This window comes from Paenibacillus glycanilyticus (genome assembly GCF_051200795.1).
Taxonomy (GTDB): domain Bacteria; phylum Bacillota; class Bacilli; order Paenibacillales; family Paenibacillaceae; genus Pristimantibacillus; species Pristimantibacillus glycanilyticus.
Genome location: NZ_CP195155.1, coordinates 6,285,193 through 6,304,235, shown reverse-complemented (window position 1 = coordinate 6,304,235; position 19,043 = coordinate 6,285,193). Strand labels below are relative to the sequence as shown.

Annotated in this window: 20 protein-coding genes; all 20 read left to right on the top strand. The window is 50.3% G+C overall.

What is annotated here, in order from left to right; translation table 11 throughout:
* The first annotated feature begins 77 nt into the window (after positions 1–77).
* The 20 genes from ACR9FF_RS28430 to ACR9FF_RS28335 all read left to right on the top strand — a co-directional run bounded on the left by ACR9FF_RS28430 (position 78) and on the right by ACR9FF_RS28335 (position 18,979).
* The gene (locus ACR9FF_RS28430) at positions 78–680 is read left to right on the top strand and encodes a TIGR01440 family protein (RefSeq protein ID WP_127497923.1); all 603 of its coding nucleotides are present in this window, start codon (positions 78–80) and stop codon (positions 678–680) included.
* Between the two features lie 23 nt (positions 681–703).
* Complete coding sequence (gene glyA / locus ACR9FF_RS28425) at positions 704–1,951, top strand: serine hydroxymethyltransferase (protein ID WP_127497921.1); 1,248 nt, start codon at positions 704–706, stop codon at positions 1,949–1,951.
* 508 nt (positions 1,952–2,459) lie between these two features.
* On the top strand, positions 2,460–4,106 hold the full coding sequence (locus tag ACR9FF_RS28420; protein ID WP_127497919.1) for a peptide ABC transporter substrate-binding protein: 1,647 nt from the start codon (positions 2,460–2,462) through the stop codon (positions 4,104–4,106).
* Positions 4,107–4,368: 262 nt separating this feature from the next.
* Complete coding sequence (locus tag ACR9FF_RS28415; protein ID WP_201002468.1) at positions 4,369–5,301, top strand: ABC transporter permease; 933 nt, start codon at positions 4,369–4,371, stop codon at positions 5,299–5,301.
* A gap of 3 nt (positions 5,302–5,304) precedes the next feature.
* Positions 5,305–6,243 (top strand): ABC transporter permease, encoded by a 939-nt coding sequence (locus tag ACR9FF_RS28410; protein ID WP_435167230.1) that lies wholly within the window; start codon positions 5,305–5,307, stop codon positions 6,241–6,243.
* Between the two features lie 11 nt (positions 6,244–6,254).
* Positions 6,255–7,262: an ABC transporter ATP-binding protein gene (locus ACR9FF_RS28405; RefSeq protein WP_127497913.1), complete on the top strand. Its 1,008-nt coding sequence runs from the start codon at positions 6,255–6,257 to the stop codon at positions 7,260–7,262.
* The gene (locus ACR9FF_RS28400) at positions 7,259–8,221 is read left to right on the top strand and encodes an ABC transporter ATP-binding protein (protein ID WP_127497911.1); all 963 of its coding nucleotides are present in this window, start codon (positions 7,259–7,261) and stop codon (positions 8,219–8,221) included. The genes ACR9FF_RS28405 and ACR9FF_RS28400 overlap by 4 nt, the downstream gene beginning before the upstream one ends.
* Positions 8,222–8,391: 170 nt before the next feature.
* A complete protein-coding gene (upp, locus tag ACR9FF_RS28395; RefSeq protein WP_127497908.1) occupies positions 8,392–9,021 on the top strand; it encodes a uracil phosphoribosyltransferase in 630 nt (209 codons plus the stop codon).
* Between the two features lie 206 nt (positions 9,022–9,227).
* On the top strand, positions 9,228–10,376 hold the full coding sequence (wecB, locus tag ACR9FF_RS28390; protein ID WP_283094410.1) for a non-hydrolyzing UDP-N-acetylglucosamine 2-epimerase: 1,149 nt from the start codon (positions 9,228–9,230) through the stop codon (positions 10,374–10,376).
* A 188-nt stretch (positions 10,377–10,564) separates the two neighbouring features.
* Positions 10,565–10,840, top strand: a complete 276-nt coding sequence (locus ACR9FF_RS28385; RefSeq protein WP_127497904.1) for an AtpZ/AtpI family protein — start codon at positions 10,565–10,567, stop codon at positions 10,838–10,840.
* Positions 10,840–11,250, top strand: a complete 411-nt coding sequence (locus ACR9FF_RS28380; protein ID WP_127497902.1) for an ATP synthase subunit I — start codon at positions 10,840–10,842, stop codon at positions 11,248–11,250. The genes ACR9FF_RS28385 and ACR9FF_RS28380 overlap by 1 nt, the downstream gene beginning before the upstream one ends.
* Positions 11,250–12,014: a F0F1 ATP synthase subunit A gene (atpB, locus tag ACR9FF_RS28375; RefSeq protein WP_127497900.1), complete on the top strand. Its 765-nt coding sequence runs from the start codon at positions 11,250–11,252 to the stop codon at positions 12,012–12,014. Before ACR9FF_RS28380 ends, atpB begins: the two co-directional genes overlap by 1 nt.
* 74 nt (positions 12,015–12,088) lie before the next feature.
* The gene (atpE, locus tag ACR9FF_RS28370; RefSeq protein ID WP_015847364.1) at positions 12,089–12,313 is read left to right on the top strand and encodes a F0F1 ATP synthase subunit C; all 225 of its coding nucleotides are present in this window, start codon (positions 12,089–12,091) and stop codon (positions 12,311–12,313) included.
* Between the two features lie 127 nt (positions 12,314–12,440).
* Positions 12,441–12,923, top strand: coding sequence for a F0F1 ATP synthase subunit B (gene atpF, locus ACR9FF_RS28365; RefSeq protein WP_015847363.1), 483 nt, complete (start codon positions 12,441–12,443; stop codon positions 12,921–12,923).
* Entirely contained in the window at positions 12,920–13,459 is a 540-nt protein-coding gene (locus tag ACR9FF_RS28360; protein WP_127497898.1) for a F0F1 ATP synthase subunit delta, read from the top strand. Before atpF ends, ACR9FF_RS28360 begins: the two co-directional genes overlap by 4 nt.
* 24 nt (positions 13,460–13,483) lie before the next feature.
* The gene (atpA, locus tag ACR9FF_RS28355; protein WP_127497896.1) at positions 13,484–14,998 is read left to right on the top strand and encodes a F0F1 ATP synthase subunit alpha; all 1,515 of its coding nucleotides are present in this window, start codon (positions 13,484–13,486) and stop codon (positions 14,996–14,998) included.
* A 295-nt stretch (positions 14,999–15,293) separates the two neighbouring features.
* On the top strand, positions 15,294–16,154 hold the full coding sequence (gene atpG / locus ACR9FF_RS28350) for an ATP synthase F1 subunit gamma (RefSeq protein ID WP_127497894.1): 861 nt from the start codon (positions 15,294–15,296) through the stop codon (positions 16,152–16,154).
* Between the two features lie 39 nt (positions 16,155–16,193).
* A complete protein-coding gene (atpD, locus tag ACR9FF_RS28345) occupies positions 16,194–17,597 on the top strand; it encodes a F0F1 ATP synthase subunit beta (RefSeq protein WP_127497891.1) in 1,404 nt (467 codons plus the stop codon).
* A gap of 24 nt (positions 17,598–17,621) precedes the next feature.
* The gene (locus tag ACR9FF_RS28340; protein WP_127497889.1) at positions 17,622–18,020 is read left to right on the top strand and encodes a F0F1 ATP synthase subunit epsilon; all 399 of its coding nucleotides are present in this window, start codon (positions 17,622–17,624) and stop codon (positions 18,018–18,020) included.
* A gap of 170 nt (positions 18,021–18,190) precedes the next feature.
* Complete coding sequence (locus tag ACR9FF_RS28335) at positions 18,191–18,979, top strand: tyrosine-protein phosphatase (RefSeq protein WP_435167218.1); 789 nt, start codon at positions 18,191–18,193, stop codon at positions 18,977–18,979.
* Positions 18,980–19,043 lie beyond the last annotated feature (64 nt).

The window sequence follows — 19,043 nt, the reverse complement described above, 5'->3', positions numbered from 1 at the left end:
AATTAACTGGCCATCGGTGTAATTAATCCTTAAGCGATTCGTGTGATCATTCTTTGTATTCATAGGAGGTATGTACAATGAACAATCAAAAGGAAACCATTACTATTGCAGCCGATGTGGAGACTATTGTAAGGGAACTTGTTGTAGCAGGAGGACTGAGAGCCGGCCAGCTGCTGGTTGTCGGCACCAGCACAAGCGAGGTGCTTGGCCATAAGATCGGAACTTCGGGAACGGTCGAGACGGCCGCCCAGATCTATGCAGGCATTGAAGCGGTCCGGAAGGACGTGGGCTTTTATCCGGTATATCAATGCTGCGAGCATTTGAACCGGGCGCTTGTCCTCCCCCGCGAGGCGGCGGACAAATACGGGCTGGACGAGGTTGCGGCCGTACCCGTTCCGAAGGCAGGCGGTTCAATGGCCGCTTACGCTTTCCGGCATCTGCCTAACGCTTGTCTGGTTGAGACGGTTCAGGCGCATGCGGGCATCGATATCGGCGATACCTTTATCGGCATGCACCTGCGCCGGGTTGCCGTTCCGGTCAGACCGTCCATCCGGTCGATTGGCGCAGCCCATGTTACGATGGCTTTTTCGCGGCCTAAGCTGATTGGCGGAGCACGCGCGGTATACACCTTGGAAGACAGCGGCCTGGCGTCAGAGCAGACGTCAGGAACTTGCGACTAATTATATTTAGGAGGCTTTTCACAATGGAAAACTTACGTAACCAAGATCCTGAAGTATTAAAGGCAATGGGCCTTGAGCTGCAGCGCCAACGCGACAACATCGAACTGATCGCATCCGAGAACATCGTAAGCGAAGCGGTTCTGGAAGCTATGGGTTCGGTCCTGACGAATAAATATGCAGAAGGCTACCCTGGCAAACGTTTCTACGGCGGCTGCGAGCATGTGGACATTGTGGAAGACATCGCACGCGAACGCGCGAAAGAAATTTTTGGCGCCGAGCATGCGAACGTTCAGCCTCACTCCGGCGCGCAAGCGAACATGGCGGTATACCTTGCCGTCCTCAAACCAGGCGACACGGTTCTTGGCATGAACCTGGCACACGGCGGTCACTTGACGCACGGCAGCCCGGTTAACGCATCCGGTCTTCTGTACAACTTCGTTGCTTACGGCGTAGAAGAAGATACGTTTACAATCAACTATGAAGAAGTTCGCAAAGCGGCCTTCAAACACCGTCCTCGTCTGATCGTTGCCGGCGCGAGCGCATACCCGCGCACCATCGATTTCGAGAAGCTTGGCCAAATCGCTCAAGACGTAGGCGCATTGTTCATGGTGGATATGGCTCATATCGCGGGTCTTGTTGCGGCAGGTCTGCATCCGAACCCAGTGCCTCATGCGCACTTTGTTACAACAACAACTCACAAAACGCTCCGCGGTCCTCGCGGCGGCATGATTCTTTGCCGTCAACCTTGGGCAGCGGCAATCGATAAAGCGGTATTCCCTGGTTCGCAAGGCGGTCCTCTGATGCACATTATCGCAGCAAAAGCGGTAGCATTCGGCGAAGCGCTTCAACCATCCTTCAAAGAATACGCGCAAAAAGTAGTCAACAACGCAAAAGTATTGTCCGAGACGCTGATTGCGGAAGGCATCAACATCGTTTCCGGCGGTACTGACAACCACTTGATGCTGATTGACACGCGCAGCCTGAACATCACGGGCCGCGACGCTGAGCACGTTCTTGACTCGATCGGCATTACGGCGAATAAAAATGCGATTCCATTCGATCCAACAAGCCCGTTTGTAACAAGCGGTATCCGTCTTGGCACTCCGGCTGCCACTTCCCGCGGCATGGACGAGAAAGCCATGAAAACAATCGGCGAAATTATCGCAATGACGCTGAAGAGCCCGAAAGACGAAGCGGTATTGGCGAAAGCAACCGGCATGGTCCGCGACCTGACTGCTCAATTCCCGCTTTACCCGAACATGAAATACTAATAGCTATCTTTGCAAAAGAGGCTGTTCCCAAAGGTCCAATCGACCGCTTGGGAACGGCCTCTTTTTTATTTAGATATAGTCAATTCGCTACTCAGATATAGAAGTAATGGAATTGTTCGTTGTTTAATCGTTCTCTATGATTTGAAAGGGGAGCATTCGGAGCGCGATAGCCGTTTCGCCTTGGTGTTATGAATTAAGTTAAAGCGAATGCAGCATGATATATAAGCGGGTTCCACGAAACTACATATCTCGTCAAAATTCGACAATTTCAGAAATGTAATTTCTGGGGCGTGACAAATCAATATAAATTATGTATATTTGTTTATGGTATATTAATTAACATTACTTTTGTACTAATTTGGTCTGAACATTTGTAAAACAGGGCGATTGAACATATGTTCATTGATAATTATTCAATGTTTCGTATTATTTCTCGCATTGTTTAATTATGTAATGTCAAATTATTACAATAGCAAGCAAGAGGAGAAGATCCAGGGGAGGAAGTAAAATGTCGAAGAAGAAGTATGGCTTTACCATGATTTCCGTACTGCTTGCACTGGCTCTCGTAGCTGTCGGCTGTACACCTAAGCAAGAGTCCGGAAGCAGCGAAGGCTCTGTGTTCCGCATGAACCTTGCAACTGAACCGCCGTCCCTTGACCCGGCTCAGGTACAAGACCAAGTGTCCGCAACTGTTGTAAACGGTTTGTTTGAAGGTCTGACTCGTAAGAACGAGAAGGGCGAAGTTGAACCAGCTGTCGCTAAAGAGTGGAAAATCTCCGACGACGGCAAGACTTACACGTTCACCATTCGCGATGACGCGAAATGGAGCAACGGTGACCCGGTAACTGCAGGTGACTTCGAATACGCATGGAAGCGTGCCCTCGATCCTAACCTGAAGCCAGCAGCATCTGCTTATGCTTACCAGCTGTACTACATTAAGAATGCGGAAGCTTACAACACTGCCGCTGACGGCGTAACGGCTGACGATGTAGGTGTTAAAGCGGTTGACGACCACACGCTGCAAGTAGAGCTGAACTCGCCAACTCCTTATTTCCTTGGTCTGATGTCCTTCACTGTTTTCTATCCGGTTCACAAATCGGTTAAAGAAAACGAGCAATGGGCAACTGACGTTTCGACTCTGGTATCCAACGGTCCGTTCAAAATGAGCGAGTGGAAAAAGAACAACTCCATTACGATCGCTAAGAACGACAACTACTATGCAAAAGACGATATCAAGCTCTCCAAGGTTGTCTTCTCTGAAGTTAACGACTCGAATACAGAGCTGAGCATGTACCAAACAGGCGAACTGGATTATGCGGGTATGCCTACTGGCTTGATCCCTAACGAACAATTCCCGACATTGAAGCAAAACAATCCGGATGAGTTCAAAATCCAAGGCAGCGCATCGATCTACTACTACCTGTTCAATACAACGCAAAAGCCTTACGATAACGAAAAAATCCGTCAAGCGCTCTCGATGGCAATCAGCCGTCAAGATATCGTTGACAACGTAACAAAAGGTGAGCAAAAGCCTGCTTACGGTATCGTTCCTCCAGGTATCAAAGGCGAGAAAGAAGACTACCGTACGGAGCATCCGGACAACTACTTCAAAGAAGACGTTGAAGAAGCGAAAAAACTGCTTGCTGAAGGTCTGAAAGAAGAAGGCCTGACGGCGATGCCTACGGTTAAAGTGACTTACAACACAAACGAACTGCACCAAGCGGTTGCTGAAGCAATTGCTGAAATGTGGAGCAAAAACCTCGGCATCAAAACCGAAGTTAGCAAGCAAGAATGGGGCGTATTCCTCGACAACCGTAACCACCTGAACTACGATGTGGCGCGCGGCGGTTGGGGTGCTGACTACGATGATCCAATGACGTTTATCGACCTGTTCTCGTCGAAATCCGGCAACAACAACACTGGCTTTGCTAACAAAGAGTACGATGCTCTGATCAAAGAAGCTTACAGCACTGACGATCAAGCTAAACGTATGGAAGCAATGTCCAAAGCTGAATCGCTTGTAGTTGGTACTCGCGCGATTATGCCGATCTACTACTACAGCACAGTTTATATGATTAAGCCTGGATTCAAAGGCATCTTTATCGACTACAAAGGCGACATTGATTACAACCGCGGATACTACGAAGCGAAGTAATTAAAGCTCGGCACGGATTGAGGGATATATGCGGCCTATGATAGCTGCATATATCCCCTTTCACTTTTAACTTTCGGAAGTTTAAACCTTTTAATTTTCGAAAGCTTATGCTTTCTAAGTAATGAATCATCATAATGGCTCTGATAATGGCTATTCGGGTGATCGTTCATTTAAAGTCCATGCTTACGATGTAAGAATCATCACAAATAACCATGGTAATGGCATTTTGTGTGATCATTCTTTTCAGGAGGTGCCATGACGTTTGGTCCGCTATGTGCTTCAGAAGCTGTTGTTCATGATCGTATCGATCTTTGTACTGGCCTCGGCCACTTTTTTTCTGATGAAGGCCATTCCAGGCAACCCGTTCCAAAGTGAGAAGAACATTCCTCCCGCCATTCAAGAGCGTTTGAATGAAGCGTATGGACTTAATGATCCTCTGGGTGTTCAATATTTGCATTATTTGAACAACCTGGTTCACTTTAATCTCGGGATGTCCATGAAACAACAGTACGTTACTGTAGTTGATATTATTAAGACTGGTTTTATCTACTCGCTCCAAATCGGTATCTTCGCCATTATTTTGGCGATTGCAGCCGGCGTTTTGTTCGGTCTGATTGCTGCGCTTAACCACCGCAAGTTTCTTGACGGTTTTACGATTTTGCTGGCAGTACTTGGTGTATCGATACCGAGTTTCGTTGTCGCTCCATTCTTGCAGTATGTATTTGGCGTCAAATTGCGCTGGTTCGACGTAGCCGGATTGAATGACCCGACGGACTTTATTATGCCTGTCATTGCTTTGTCTTTCCTGCCGGCCGCGTTTATTGCGCGACTTGTTCGCTCCAGCATGCTGGAAGTGCTTAGCGCCGACTATATGAAAACCGCACGCGCCAAAGGCTTGTCCGGCCGCGTGATTCTCGTTCGCCACGCTCTGCGCAATGCCATTTTGCCGGTTGTTACCTACATCGGTCCAATGACGGCAAACATCATTACCGGTTCCGTTGTCATTGAACAAATTTTCGGTATCGGCGGTCTTGGCAAGTTCTTCGTCAACAGTATTACCAACCGTGACTATACGCTTATTATGGGACTCACGCTGTTCTATGCCGTCATTCTGATGCTGGCGCGTTTCCTTACCGATATTGCTTACGGATTCGTGGATCCGCGTATTAAAATGACCAGCAGGAAGGGGGGCTAATCGATGAAGGAACAAGCTGTGCTGCAGCCTAACGATTTCGAAAAGCTGAGCCATGACGAGAAGCAGCCGGAGACGGTTGTCCGCGAAAGCATTTCCGCTTGGAAAGACGCCTGGTTTCGTCTGAAATCTAACCGTATGGCAATGATCAGCCTTTGGATATTAGCCCTTATCGTCCTGATGGCGATTTTCGGTCAAGCTATTACTCATCAGTTTACAGGTAATGATTTCTCTACAAACGATCTGAAGGCAACCAACCAGGCGCCATCCGGCGATCACTGGTTCGGTACGGACGGCCTTGGCCGCGATATGTTCGCAAGAACATGGATGGGTGCGGGCATTTCGCTTCAGGTAGGTATTTACGCAGCGATTGTCGATTTGATCGTTGGCGTTATTATGGGCAGTATCATGGGTTACTTCGGCGGCAAAGTCGACGAAATTCTTAACCGTATTTGCGAAATTTTATATTCGATCCCGAGCTTGCTTGTCGTTATCCTGCTTATTGTCGTTATGGAACCAAGCATGTTCACCATTATCGTCGCTTTAAGTATTACGGGCTGGATCAACATGGCCTGGATCGTTCGCGGTCAAATCATGCAGCTCAAAAATCAAGAGTATGTTCTTGCCGCGCGTGCACTCGGTGCAAACCCTGTTCGAATCATGTTCAAACATCTTATCCCGAATGCGATGGGCCCGATTATCGTTACCATCACGATGACGGTTCCGAATGCGATCTTCGCAGAAGCATTCCTCAGCTTCCTTGGTCTTGGCGTTCAATCGCCGGCCGCGTCACTCGGTACTTTGATTAATGACGCCATCAAGGCGATGACTGTATATCCATGGCGTATGCTGTACCCGGCAATTTTGCTCAGCTTGACCATGCTTTGCTTTAATATTTTCGGTGATGGTCTGCGTGACGCACTTGATCCGAAGATGAAAAAGTAGGAGGTGCAACTATGGAACGTTTGCTCGAAGTGAATGATCTTCGTGTTAATTTCAAAGTTCGCGGTGGTACCGTACAAGCGGTACGAGGCGTTAACTTTCATATAAATAAAGGCGAAGCCGTGGCGATCGTTGGTGAGTCCGGCTGCGGTAAGTCCGTAACGGCGCAAACGCTGATGCGCCTTATTCCAAGCCCGCCTGCGATGACCAGCGGTTCGATTATGTTCAAAGGACAAGAGATCTTGTCCAAGACACCGAAAGAAATGGAAAGCATCCGCGGCAAAGAGATGGGCATGATCTTCCAGGATCCGATGACCTCGCTTAACCCGACGCTGACCATCGGCCGTCAAATTACGGAAGGTCTGATCAAGCACCAGGGCATGAGTTCTTCGGCTGCCCGCGCCCGTGCGGTAGAGATGCTGAGTCTCGTAGGCATTCCGAACCCGGCGGCACGGTTTAACCAATACCCGCACGAGTTCTCCGGCGGTATGCGCCAGCGTGCGATGATCGCTATCGCGCTCGCTTGCAATCCTTCGCTTCTTATTGCCGACGAGCCGACTACGGCGCTCGACGTAACGATCCAGGCGCAGATTCTGCGCGTGATGAAGGACCTTCAGGAGCGCATGGGGACTTCCATTATCCTGATTACGCATGACCTTGGCGTCGTTGCGGATATTTGCGACCGCGTTATCGTTATGTATGCAGGTAAAGTGGTAGAAACCGGAACAAAGTGGGAGATTTTCAAAAATCCGAAGCATCCTTATACTAAAGGCCTGCTTCGTTCCGTGCCTCGTCTGGACCAGAAAAAAGACGAGCCGCTGATTCCGATCTTCGGTACTCCGCCGGATCTCATCAAGCCGCCGGTAGGCTGCAGCTTCTGCGCGCGCTGCGACGAAGCGATGCGCGTCTGCGTCGACAATGATCCGGAGCTTCTGCCGGTTGACGGCAATGAATCGCATAAATCGGCATGCTGGATGGCGCATCCTTACGCGAAGCCTGCTAAACGGGAGGTGTCCGTATGAGTGAGCCGTTAGTAAAAGTTAGCAATCTGCGCAAGTTCTTCAACTTGGGCGGAGGGAATATTCTGAAGGCGGTCAACGAAATCGACTTCTCCATTGCCAAAGGCGAGACCGTTGGCGTCGTTGGCGAATCCGGCTGCGGCAAGTCCACGGCCGGCCGCACGATTCTGCGTCTGTACGAGCCTACGAGCGGCAACGTTACGTTTAACGGCGAGGACATCTACAAGATGAAAGGCGCCAAGCTGAAGCAAATGCGCCGCGATATGCAGATGATCTTCCAGGATCCTTATGCGTCGCTGAATCCGCGGATGACCATTACCGACGTTATCGGCGAAGCGCTTGATATCCACGGGCTGGCGGGAAGCCGCGCCGAGCGCAAGCGGAAGGTTGAGGATCTGCTGGATCTGGTTGGTCTGAATCCGGACCATGCTACCCGTTACCCGCACGAGTTCTCCGGCGGCCAACGCCAGCGGATCGGTATCGCCCGCGCTCTTGCGGTGGATCCGAAGTTTATTATCGCGGACGAGCCAATCTCCGCGCTCGACGTGTCGATCCAGGCACAGGTCGTGAACCTGATGCAGGATTTGCAGCGGAAAATGGGCCTGACTTATCTGTTTATTGCCCATGATCTGTCGATGGTTAAGCATATCAGCGACCGCGTTGCGGTTATGTATCTCGGCAAAATCGTCGAGCTTGCGGAAAGCAGCGAGCTGTATAGCAGCCCTGCGCATCCGTACACGCGTGCTCTTCTGTCCGCCAATCCGATTCCGGATCCGGAAATTGAAGCTACCCGCGAGCGTATCGTACTCGCCGGCGATCTGCCGAGCCCGATTAATCCGCCTGCAGGCTGCCAGTTCCACACTCGCTGCCCGATGGCGACGGATAAATGCAAAACCGTTGAACCTAAGCTAGTCGAAGTGAAAAAGGGGCATTTTGCTTCTTGTCACTACGCATCGGTATAATTTTACAGGACGAAGCAGAGATTACATCTGTTTCGTCCTTTTTTGTAGACAAACCGTCGTTATATAGCCATAAAACTCTGGATGCATCGCAGGGGGCGGAATGATATAATAAACGGGATTGTGTCCAAGACTATAGGGATAACTTATTCACACAGGAGGAATTACGCTCCATGAGCAAAGTGGTTATATGCGACCATCCATTGATTCAGCATAAGCTGACCTTTATTAGAAACAAAGATACCAATACGAAGGACTTTCGAGAACTGGTTGACGAGGTAGCCACTCTGATGGCTTACGAAATTACAAGAGACGTACCTCTTGATACCATTACGGTGGAGACGCCAGTCGCAACGACGGAAGCGAAAGTGGTGTCCGGACGCATGCTAGGGCTTATCCCGATTCTGCGTGCGGGACTTGGTATGGTTGAAGGGATGCTTAAGCTGATTCCGGCCGCAAAAGTTGGTCATATCGGACTTGTCCGCGACCACGAAACACTCCAGCCAACCGAATACTACATTAACCTGCCTACGGATGCGGCTAACCGTCAGCTGATCGTTATCGATCCGATGTTGGCTACAGGCGGTTCGGCGATTGCGGCGATCAACTCGCTGAAGAAGCGCGGCTGCGACCAGATCAAGCTGATGTGCCTGATCGCTGCTCCTGAAGGAGTCAAGGCGGTACAGGATGCGCATCCGGAAATCGATATTTACCTTGCCGCCCTCGACGATGCTTTGAACGAGAAGGGCTACATCGTGCCGGGTCTCGGCGATGCCGGCGACCGTCTGTTCGGTACGAATTAATAAGAATGTCGCAAATCGCTCTAATTGAGCTCTTTAAGTCACCATTCATTTAAAGCGTATGCTTACGAAGGATGAATGTCGCAAATCGCTCTAATTGAGCTCTTTAAGTCACCATTCATTTAAAGCGTATGCTTACGAAGAATGAATGTCGCAAATCGCTCTAATTGAGCTCTTTAAGTCACCATTCATTTTAGGAGTGAGTCGTTTTGTCTAAACTGAAAGTAATGACGATTTTTGGTACCCGTCCGGAAGCCGTAAAGATGGCTCCGCTTGTACTGGAATTGAACAAGCATGCCGATCAGATCGAATCGATCGTCTGCGTTACGGCGCAGCACCGCCAAATGCTCGACCAGGTGCTTGATTTCTTCGAGATTCAGCCGAACTACGACCTGAATGTCATGAAGGACCGCCAGACGCTGACCGAGACAACCGTACGCGTTCTGGAGGGCCTGGACCCTATTCTCGCGGAAGCGAAGCCGGATATCGTGCTTGTGCATGGCGATACGCAGACGACGTTCCTCGCGAGCTATGCGTCCTTCCTGAAGCAAATTCAGGTCGGCCACGTCGAAGCCGGTCTTCGTACGTGGAACAAGCTGTCCCCGTATCCGGAAGAAATGAACCGCCAGCTGGCGGGCGTTCTGTCGGATGTGCATTTCGCGCCTACGGAATGGTCGGCAGGCAACCTGCGCAAGGAGAACAAGTCGGAAGCGTCGATTTACGTAACGGGCAATACCGCAACGGATGTCTTCCAATATACGGTTGACCCGTCGTTCTCCCATCCGGTCATCGAGTGGGCGAAGGGCAAGCGCATGATTCTGATGACGGCGCACCGCCGCGAAGCGCTTGGCGAGCCGCACCGCAACATTTTCCGCGCGGTTAAACGGATTGCAGACGAGCATGAAGACGTGGCAATCGTTTATGCCGTTCACCCAAACCCGGCGGTAAGAGAGCCGGCTAACGAAATTCTTGGCAATCATCCGCGTATTCAATTAATCGAACCGCTTGATGTTTTCGAATTCCATAATTTCTATCCTCATGCTTATATGATTATGACCGATTCCGGCGGCCTGCAGGAAGAAGCGCCGTCGTTCGGCGTGCCTACTCTGGTGCTGCGGGACACTACGGAACGTCCGGAAGGAATCGAAGCCGGAACGCTTGAACTGGTCGGAACGGATGAAGACACGGTATACAACCGTGCGCGAGCTCTTCTGAACGACGCGGCCTTGTACGAAAAAATGAGCAAATCTGCCAATCCTTACGGCGACGGACAAGCTTCCGCGCGTATTGTTCAGGCGATTTTGCATCATTTTGGAAGAACTGGCGAGCGGCCAGAACCGTTCACACAACGTTCATAGTTTTTGAAGCGGACAGCTGCTAGATAAGCAATGTACAGCATACAGTGGTACTGTACGGTTTGAAGCTCGGGAAATCCTTTATTTATAAGGATTTTCGGGCCGCTGTTCACTAAATGTTTGAATTTAAATGAATTGACAAAAGTTTAACAGCTTCGATAAAATAAATGAGAGTTTTGGAGTGATTCCGCATGGATCCATCCAAAGAACAACCGTCCAAAGATAATCAGAATAAGTCGGATCATGGCAGTTTCGGAGACGACCCTTGGAGAGCAATGGGATTGGTCGGCACTATTGGGGCCGATCTAGCCGCATGTCTGGGGCTTGGCTACTGGCTCGGTCATAAAGCCGATCTTGCAAACGGTACCGAATACTATTCCATCATCGGATTGGTAGCGGGCCTTGCAATAGGCATCATTACGGTTATATTCCTGATTCGGACGTTTGCGGGAGGCAAAGCGAAATAATGGACGATTTGTCGGCCCACTTGAAAGCCGTTACAAGAGTTACTTTCTTATTCATGTCCCTATGCTGCATCGCTTGGGCAGTGCTGCCCGAGTACGAGAGCTGGTGGGGCGGTCTGATGATCGGGGGAGCAGCCAGTCTAGTAAACGCAAGAATACTTGGCTGGAAGGTTACGAAGATCGGAGCGAATGCCGCCGCGCAAGGTACGAAAAGGATGAATATCGGCTTTTTCACCCGGGCGTGCGTCGCGTTGTTGGCAGTTGTGATTGCGACACAAACATACACGTTTCAGCTTTCAGCGACTGTTGCCGGATTATTTGTCGCACAATTGGCAACACTCATACTGGGATTTTTGTCCAGAAGAAAGCTGATGGCGTCGAATCCTACCGATGAAAGGGGTGAAAATAACTAATGGATCATATTTCTCCTATCGTTCATGTAGCTGGAATCGAATTTGATTTGGCCGTAATCGCGATGATTTTGATCACTAGCATCATTGTCTTTGTACTTGCGAAGCTCTCAGTGAGAAACATTTCGGTTACGAATCCGACGAAGCTTCAGAACTTCCTGGAGTGGGTTATCGAATTCGTGCAGAACATTATCGGTACGTCTATGGACCTCAAGAAAGGCCGTCCATATCTTATCCTCGGTCTCACCCTGATTATGTATATTTTTGTCGGCGACATGCTTGGTCTGCCGCTGGGTATCGTTACTGAAGTGCATCACGGTGCGTCAATCTTCGGTATGAACCTTGATTTGGGCGGGGAAGAAGAAGCGCATATCGCTTGGTGGAAATCACCGACTGCTGACGTTGCAGTAACAGGCGCTCTGACGCTGATCGTTATCCTGCTGACGCATATCGAGGGTCTTCGTCTCAACACGAAGCATTACCTGAAGCACTATGTTGAACCGCATTGGCTCTTCCTGCCTCTGTCCCTGATCAAAGAAGTATCGAAGCCGTTGTCGCTTGCTTTGCGTCTATACGGTAACATCTTCGCGGGCGAGGTCATGATTGCCGTAATCCTCGGAATGGGTGTTTGGGGTATCCCGGCGCTTGTCGTGTGGCAAGGTTTCAGCGTATTCGTAGGTGCAATACAAGCATTCGTATTCTGTATGCTTACGATGGTTTACATGTCGCAAGCGATTGTGCATGAAGAGCATGGCGAGCAGCATTAAAGGCTTCAAACCGGCGGAATACCGGCGGTAAATATAAAAAACTATTTTCACGAAAATTGAGGAGGATTTTTCTAATGGGAGCATTGGCATTAGTTGCAGCAGCAATTGTATTCGGTTTGGGCGCACTTGGCGCAGGTATTGGTAACGGTCTGATCGTAGGTCGCACAGTTGAGGGTATTTCCCGTCAACCAGAACTTCGCGGTACTCTTCAAACAACAATGTTTATCGGTGTCGCACTCGTCGAAGCACTTCCAGTTATCACACTGGTACTCGCGTTCATCTTCTTGGGTAAATCCTAATATCGCAAGCATAAACATGGCGGGGAGTGTGGCTTTGCCTCCACGCCTTCCTTTTTGTTCAGCCCCGCACAGCGGGGCGGCAATTCCGAATGAAATTGTTTTAAGCTATAGAAGGGAGTGACGTTTTTTGCATATCGTATGGTCGAGTCTTGTCATCCAGCTAGTTGCGTTCCTGATCCTTCTGTACTTGCTGAAACGCTACGCATTTGGCCCATTGCTGAGCGTAATGGAACAACGCAGACAGTATGTTGCAGAGCAAATCGCTAATGCGGAAACAAGCAAGAAAGAAGCTGAACAGCAGCTGGAGCAACAAAAACAAGCACTTCAGGAAGCTCGTAAAGAAGCTTATGACATTATTGAGCAAGCTAAGGCTACAAGCACGAAACAAGCCGATGACATTATTCAAGTTGCGAAATCCGAATCCACTCGTCTGAAGGACGAAGCGGTTAAAGATATCGAGAGCGAGAAAAACAAAGCGGTTGCTGCACTTCGCGAAGAGGTTGGCGGTATTTCCGTCAAAATCGCGTCGAAAATTATCGAGAAGCAAGTGGACGAGAAATCCCAGGAGCAATTGGTTAACCAATACCTGAAAGAAGTTGGAAGCAAATGAGCCGGGATACTGTCGTAGCGAAGCGCTACGCTAAAGCACTGTTTGAGCTTGCTAACGAGCAAGGCATCGTGTCGGAAACGGAAGATCAGCTTAAACTGATTGTTCAAGGCCTGAAAAATGATGCCGAAGCGCGCAAATTCCTGGAGCTTCCTAGCATCGAGCCGGAGAAAAAAATCGCTGTGCTGAAAGGCGCATTCGGCGATCATGTATCCGCGCTTGTCCTTCATACGCTTGAACTTATTCTTGTTCGCGGGCGCCAAGAGCTGATCTCGGATGTATACGATGCGTATACAAAGATCGCCGGCGAAGCGCTTGGCCAAGCGCATGCGGTTGTGTATACAGCCCATAGCTTGTCGGCTTCGGAACTGGCTGAGGTAGAAGTTAGCTTCGGCAAGCTCAGCGGTAAGAAAATTGTTGCAGAACAAATCGTTAAACCGGATTTGCTCGGCGGCGTGCAAGTACGCATCGGCGACCGTCTGTATGACGGCAGCCTGTCCGGCAAGCTGGAACGTTTACAAAAATCGTTTAAAATCTAATGCAGGTAGATAGGGGTGAACGAATTGAGTATCAGACCTGATGAAATCAGCACGCTGATTAAACAACAGATCGAACAATATAAATCCGAAATTCAAGTCGTTGACGTCGGCACCGTAATCAATGTCGGTGACGGTATTGCCCGCGTACACGGTTTGGAAAATGCGATGCAGGGCGAACTGCTCGAATTCTCCAACGGCGTTGTAGGCATGGCGCTCAACTTGGAAGAAAGCAACGTCGGTGTCGTTATCCTCGGTCCTTACACGGATATCCGTGAAGGCGACCAAGTAAAACGCACGGGCCGCATCATGGAAGTGCCGGTAGGCGAAGAGCTTCTGGGCCGCGTTGTTAACCCGTTGGGTCAGCCGCTTGACGGCAAAGGCCCAATCAACACAACTCAATTCCGTGCGATTGAATCCCCGGCTCCTGGCGTAATCGACCGTAAATCGGTACATGAGCCAATGCAAACGGGCATTAAAGCAATCGACGCGATGGTACCGGTTGGCCGCGGTCAACGCGAGCTGATCATCGGTGACCGTCAAACAGGTAAAACGGCGATTGCGATTGACGCAATCATCAACCAAAAAGGCAACGGCGTGAAATGTATCTACGTTGCCGTAGGTCAAAAACAATCCACTGTTGCGGGCGTTGTTGAAACCCTTCGCAAGCACGGTGCTCTTGATTACACAATCATCGTAACGGCTGGCGCATCCGAACCAGCTCCATTGCTCTTCCTGGCTCCTTATGCAGGCTGCTCGATGGGTGAGTACTTCATGTACAAAGGCGAGCACGTTCTCGTTATCTACGATGACTTGTCGAAACAAGCGGCTGCATACCGCGAATTGTCCCTGTTGCTCCGCCGTCCGCCAGGTCGGGAAGCTTACCCAGGCGACGTATTCTACCTGCACTCCCGTTTGCTCGAGCGCGCTGCTAAACTTAGCGACGCACTTGGCGGCGGCTCGCTGACGGCACTTCCGTTCATCGAGACTCAAGCGTCCGACGTATCGGCTTACATTCCTACGAACGTAATCTCGATCACGGACGGACAAATCTTCCTGGAATCCGACCTGTTCTACTCCGGCCAACGTCCGGCGGTTAACGTAGGTATCTCCGTATCCCGCGTAGGCGGTTCCGCTCAAATCAAAGCAATGAAAAAGGTTGCCGGCACACTCCGTCTGGACCTTGCGGCTTACCGCGAGCTTCAAGCGTTCTCGCAGTTCGGCTCCGATCTCGATAAATCGACACTCGCCCGTCTGAACCGCGGTGCTCGTACGATGGAAATCCTGAAGCAAGGCGTTAACCAGCCGATGCCGGTTGAGAAGCAAGTTATCTCGATCTACTCCGCGGTTAAAGGCCACCTGGACGAAATTCCGGTTGCGGACATTCTGCGCTTCGAGAAAGAATTCCTGGCATTCCTGGATTCCAACCATCCGGAAATCGGCGAGTCCATCCGTACAACGAAAGACCTCGTTGCCGACAACGAGAAAGCTCTTGTTGACGCGATTGCGAAGTTCAAAAAAGGCTTTTCTGTAACGGCTTAATCGCCTATAAAAGCCTCTAAATAAATGTCTCGCGCCCGTCTTCGTACGGGCGCAGGCGCTTAACACCAGGCTTTGTTTATGCATTGAGGTATGGCAAGCCGTTTGTATGGAAGGGGCTGCATAAGCCGCAGAGTTTACGTGCCGCTTTTGAACCTGTATCCTCACCGCGAGGTGGACTGTTCAAAGGATACAGGTTCAATGGCGGACAAGGTGAAATGCAGACTCCTGGAATACAAACTACAGCTTGCCCTCTCCCCACTGCATCTGCAAAGCAACAAAGGCGGGTGACAATGCAATGGCAAAAGGCATGCGCGATATTAAGCGCGAAATCAAAAGTAAACAAAACATGAAGCAAATCACGAAAGCGATGGAGATGGTTGCGGCTTCCAAGCTCAGAAGAGCGCAAGAGGCATCGACGAAAGCCCGTCCATATTCGGATAAGCTGAAGGAAGTAGTAGCAAGCATCGCAGCAGGCACGAAAGGCGTGAAACACCCGATGCTCGAGACGCGTCCGGTGCAAAAAACGGGTTACCTCGTTATCACCTCCGACCGTGGTCTGGCAGGCGGCTACAATGCGAACGTCCTTCGTAAAGTAACGCAAACGATTCGCGAGAAGCACAAATCGAATGATGAGTACGTATTGTTCGTAATCGGGCGTAAAGGCCGGGATTACTTCCGCCGCCGCAATATGCCGATCATCGACGAGGTTATCGGTCTTTCCGATTCGCCAACGTTCGCAGACATCAAATCGATCGCTTATAACGCAGTCAAAATGTTCTCTGAGGGCAAATACGATGAGCTGTACATCTGCTACAACCAATTCGTAAACGCCATTACTCAGATCCCAACAGAAACTCGTTTGCTTCCGCTGCAGGAAGTAAGCGGCAACGGTCCGGTAACTTCGTACGAGTACGAGCCGTCCCCGGAAGGTGTTCTGGAGGTACTGCTGCCTAAATACGCGGAGACGCTTATTTACAGCGCGGTGCTTGACGGGAAAGCCAGTGAGCAGGGCGCTCGCATGACAGCCATGGGCAGTGCGACGAAGAATGCTAACAAAATGATCAACCAATTGACGCTGACCTACAACCGGGCTCGTCAAGCGGCGATTACGCAAGAGATCTCTGAGATCGTTGCCGGTGCGAACGCGCAGGCATAAGGCATATAGAAGTAAAAGAAAGTACCAGGAGGGAAAACCATGAAAAAAGGACGCGTTGTATCCGTCATGGGTCCAGTCGTTGACTTGGAGTTCGAACGCGGTAACCTGCCGGAAATTTTGAACGCCGTCAAAATCGTTCAAAAAGCCCCAGCAGGCGGCATCGATATTAATCTGACGCTTGAAGTAGCAGTTCACCTGGGTGATAACCTGGTTCGTGCTGTTGCGATGAGCACAACTGACGGTCTGGTCCGCGGCATGGAAGCTGTAGACACAGGCGCGCCAATCACAATTCCAGTTGGTGCGCCAACACTCGGCCGCGTATTTAACGTACTGGGCGAGCCAATCGACCAAGCTGGCGACGCAACTTCGGAAATTAACCTTCCGATTCACCGTCAAGCTCCTGCATTCGACGAATTGTCCACGCAATCGGAAATTCTCGAAACAGGCATCAAGGTTATCGACTTGCTTGCTCCGTACGCAAAGGGCGGTAAAATCGGTCTGTTCGGCGGCGCCGGCGTAGGTAAGACGGTAACAATCCAGGAACTTATCAACAACATCGCGCAAGAGCATGGCGGTATCTCCGTATTCGCCGGCGTAGGCGAGCGTACTCGTGAAGGTAATGACCTTTACCACGAGATGAAAGATTCCGGCGTACTTCCAAAAACAGCGATGGTATTCGGACAAATGAACGAACCGCCAGGCGCACGTCAACGTGTAGCCCTGACGGGTCTGACAATGGCTGAATACTTCCGTGACGCTGAAGGCAAAGACGTACTTCTGTTCGTCGACAACATCTTCCGCTTCACGCAAGCAGGTTCCGAGGTTTCGGCCCTTCTCGGCCGTATGCCTTCCGCGGTAGGTTACCAGCCAACGCTGGCAACTGAAATGGGTCAATTGCAAGAGCGTATCACATCGACGAAAAAAGGTTCGGTTACTTCGATCCAAGCGATCTACGTACCTGCCGATGACTATACTGACCCGGCTCCTGCAACGACGTTTGCTCACTTGGACGCTACAACTAACCTTGAGCGTAAAATCTCCGAGATGGGTATCTTCCCAGCGGTAGATCCACTTGCTTCGTCGTCCCGTATCCTGAACCCGGACATTCTGGGCGAAGAGCATTACAACGTAGCTCAAGGCGTTAAGAAAATTCTTCAGCGCTATAAAGAGCTTCAAGATATCATCGCAATCCTTGGTATGGACGAGTTGACTGAGGAAGACAAGCTGACTGTATCGCGCGCGCGCCGCATTCAATTGTTCCTGTCCCAACCGTTCCACGTTGCCGAGCCGTTCACAGGTATCAAAGGTAAATACGTACCTGTTAAAGAATCCGTTCGCAGCTTCAAAGAAATTCTCGAGGGCAAACATGACGACCTTCCGGAAGAAGCTTTCCGGTATGTAGGTGTGATTGAAGAGGCCGTGGAGAAAGCCAAAACGCTGTAATAGCGAAAGGCGGGAGGAATCCACATGAGTACTTTTCTGGTTGAAATCGTAACTCCGGAGCGCAAGGTTTATGCGGAGACGGCTAATATGGTCAGCGTTAAAGGGATCGCGGGCGAGCTCGGCATTTTGCCGAACCACATTCCGCTGGTAACGCCGCTGCGTATTGCGCCGGTCAGCATTAAGCGCGACGGTAAAGTTGATGTTCTTGCTGTAGGCGGAGGTTTCATCGAAGTCCGTAAGGACAAGGTGGTCATCCTGGCCGAAAGCGCTGAGCTGGCTTCCGAAATCGACGTTAACCGTGCACAAGCTGCCAAACAGCGCGCTGAAGAGCGCCTGGCTGCTAAGCGCGACGAAGTCGACTTCAAGCGCGCAGAGCTTGCTCTGCAGCGTGCAACGAACCGGATCAACGTTACAGAACGTTAAGAACTTAAAGCCGTTCAAATCTCATCTAAAGAGATTTGAACGGCTTTTTCATTTCGACAATTGTTTTCTCGCGATTTTGTCATAATGCCGACTTGCGTCTCATTGACTTCAATATAAGAATCTCTCACAATGGAGGAAATAAGATGAACGGTAGAGCAGGGGGCACTGGCATGATTGATATACATACACATATTTTGCCTGGCATCGACGATGGTGCGGCGGATTGGGATCACTCGATTCAGATGGCCCGTGCAGCGGCTGCTGAAGGAATTACGGGGATTATAGCGACTCCCCATCATTACGACGGCAAATATAGCAATGACAAAGAAACGGTAATAGAGCTGGTTGCCGAATTGAACAGTAGATTAAGCGAGCTCGCTATCCCCCTGAAGATTCAGTCGGGGCAGGAGATACGGATCCATTCTGAGTTTTTGTCTAACTGGCAAAGCGGAAAGCTGCTGACGATGGGCGAATCTCCTTATGTACTCATAGAAATGCCCTCCTCCCAGATTCCCAAATCGATGGAGCAGGTCGTATACGAACTGCGCCTGCTAGGCGTCCGTGCCGTCATAGCCCATCCGGAGCGGAATGCGGAGGTGGTTCAGAATCCGGACCGTCTGGCTGAGCTGGTAGAGCTTGGCGCTTATGCGCAGGTAACGACTCATTCCTTGCTGGGAGGCTTCGGAAGAGGGATTGAGAAATCGGCTTGGACGCTCTGCAGGCGTGGTCTTATTCATTTGGTATCTTCCGATGCTCATCATCTGGAGTGGCGGAGCTTTAAGATGAAGGAGGCCTATGAACGGATCGAATCCGAGCTTGGGCCGGTATGGAGAAGGTATTTCGAACGTAATGCGCAGGCGATCTGGAATGCCAGAGAGTTATCCGATCAACCGAATCTTGTGCAGCAGGCCGCGAAATCGGGAGGCTGGGGCAAGATTAAATCCTTGTTCGGCAAATAAAAGACTTAGCGATAAATAAATGACCTGTCAGACATGAACAATTTATGATCATGTGGTGACAGGT

Coding starts and splice junctions, on each gene's coding strand:
- ACR9FF_RS28430 (WP_127497923.1), top strand. CDS start 78: ATGAACAATCAAAAGGAAACCATTACTATTGCAGCCGATGTGGAGACT.
- glyA (WP_127497921.1), top strand. CDS start 704: ATGGAAAACTTACGTAACCAAGATCCTGAAGTATTAAAGGCAATGGGC.
- ACR9FF_RS28420 (WP_127497919.1), top strand. CDS start 2,460: ATGTCGAAGAAGAAGTATGGCTTTACCATGATTTCCGTACTGCTTGCA.
- ACR9FF_RS28410 (WP_435167230.1), top strand. CDS start 5,305: ATGAAGGAACAAGCTGTGCTGCAGCCTAACGATTTCGAAAAGCTGAGC.
- ACR9FF_RS28405 (WP_127497913.1), top strand. CDS start 6,255: ATGGAACGTTTGCTCGAAGTGAATGATCTTCGTGTTAATTTCAAAGTT.
- ACR9FF_RS28400 (WP_127497911.1), top strand. CDS start 7,259: ATGAGTGAGCCGTTAGTAAAAGTTAGCAATCTGCGCAAGTTCTTCAAC.
- upp (WP_127497908.1), top strand. CDS start 8,392: ATGAGCAAAGTGGTTATATGCGACCATCCATTGATTCAGCATAAGCTG.
- ACR9FF_RS28385 (WP_127497904.1), top strand. CDS start 10,565: ATGGATCCATCCAAAGAACAACCGTCCAAAGATAATCAGAATAAGTCG.
- ACR9FF_RS28380 (WP_127497902.1), top strand. CDS start 10,840: ATGGACGATTTGTCGGCCCACTTGAAAGCCGTTACAAGAGTTACTTTC.
- atpB (WP_127497900.1), top strand. CDS start 11,250: ATGGATCATATTTCTCCTATCGTTCATGTAGCTGGAATCGAATTTGAT.
- atpE (WP_015847364.1), top strand. CDS start 12,089: ATGGGAGCATTGGCATTAGTTGCAGCAGCAATTGTATTCGGTTTGGGC.
- ACR9FF_RS28360 (WP_127497898.1), top strand. CDS start 12,920: ATGAGCCGGGATACTGTCGTAGCGAAGCGCTACGCTAAAGCACTGTTT.
- atpG (WP_127497894.1), top strand. CDS start 15,294: ATGGCAAAAGGCATGCGCGATATTAAGCGCGAAATCAAAAGTAAACAA.
- atpD (WP_127497891.1), top strand. CDS start 16,194: ATGAAAAAAGGACGCGTTGTATCCGTCATGGGTCCAGTCGTTGACTTG.
- ACR9FF_RS28340 (WP_127497889.1), top strand. CDS start 17,622: ATGAGTACTTTTCTGGTTGAAATCGTAACTCCGGAGCGCAAGGTTTAT.
- ACR9FF_RS28335 (WP_435167218.1), top strand. CDS start 18,191: ATGATTGATATACATACACATATTTTGCCTGGCATCGACGATGGTGCG.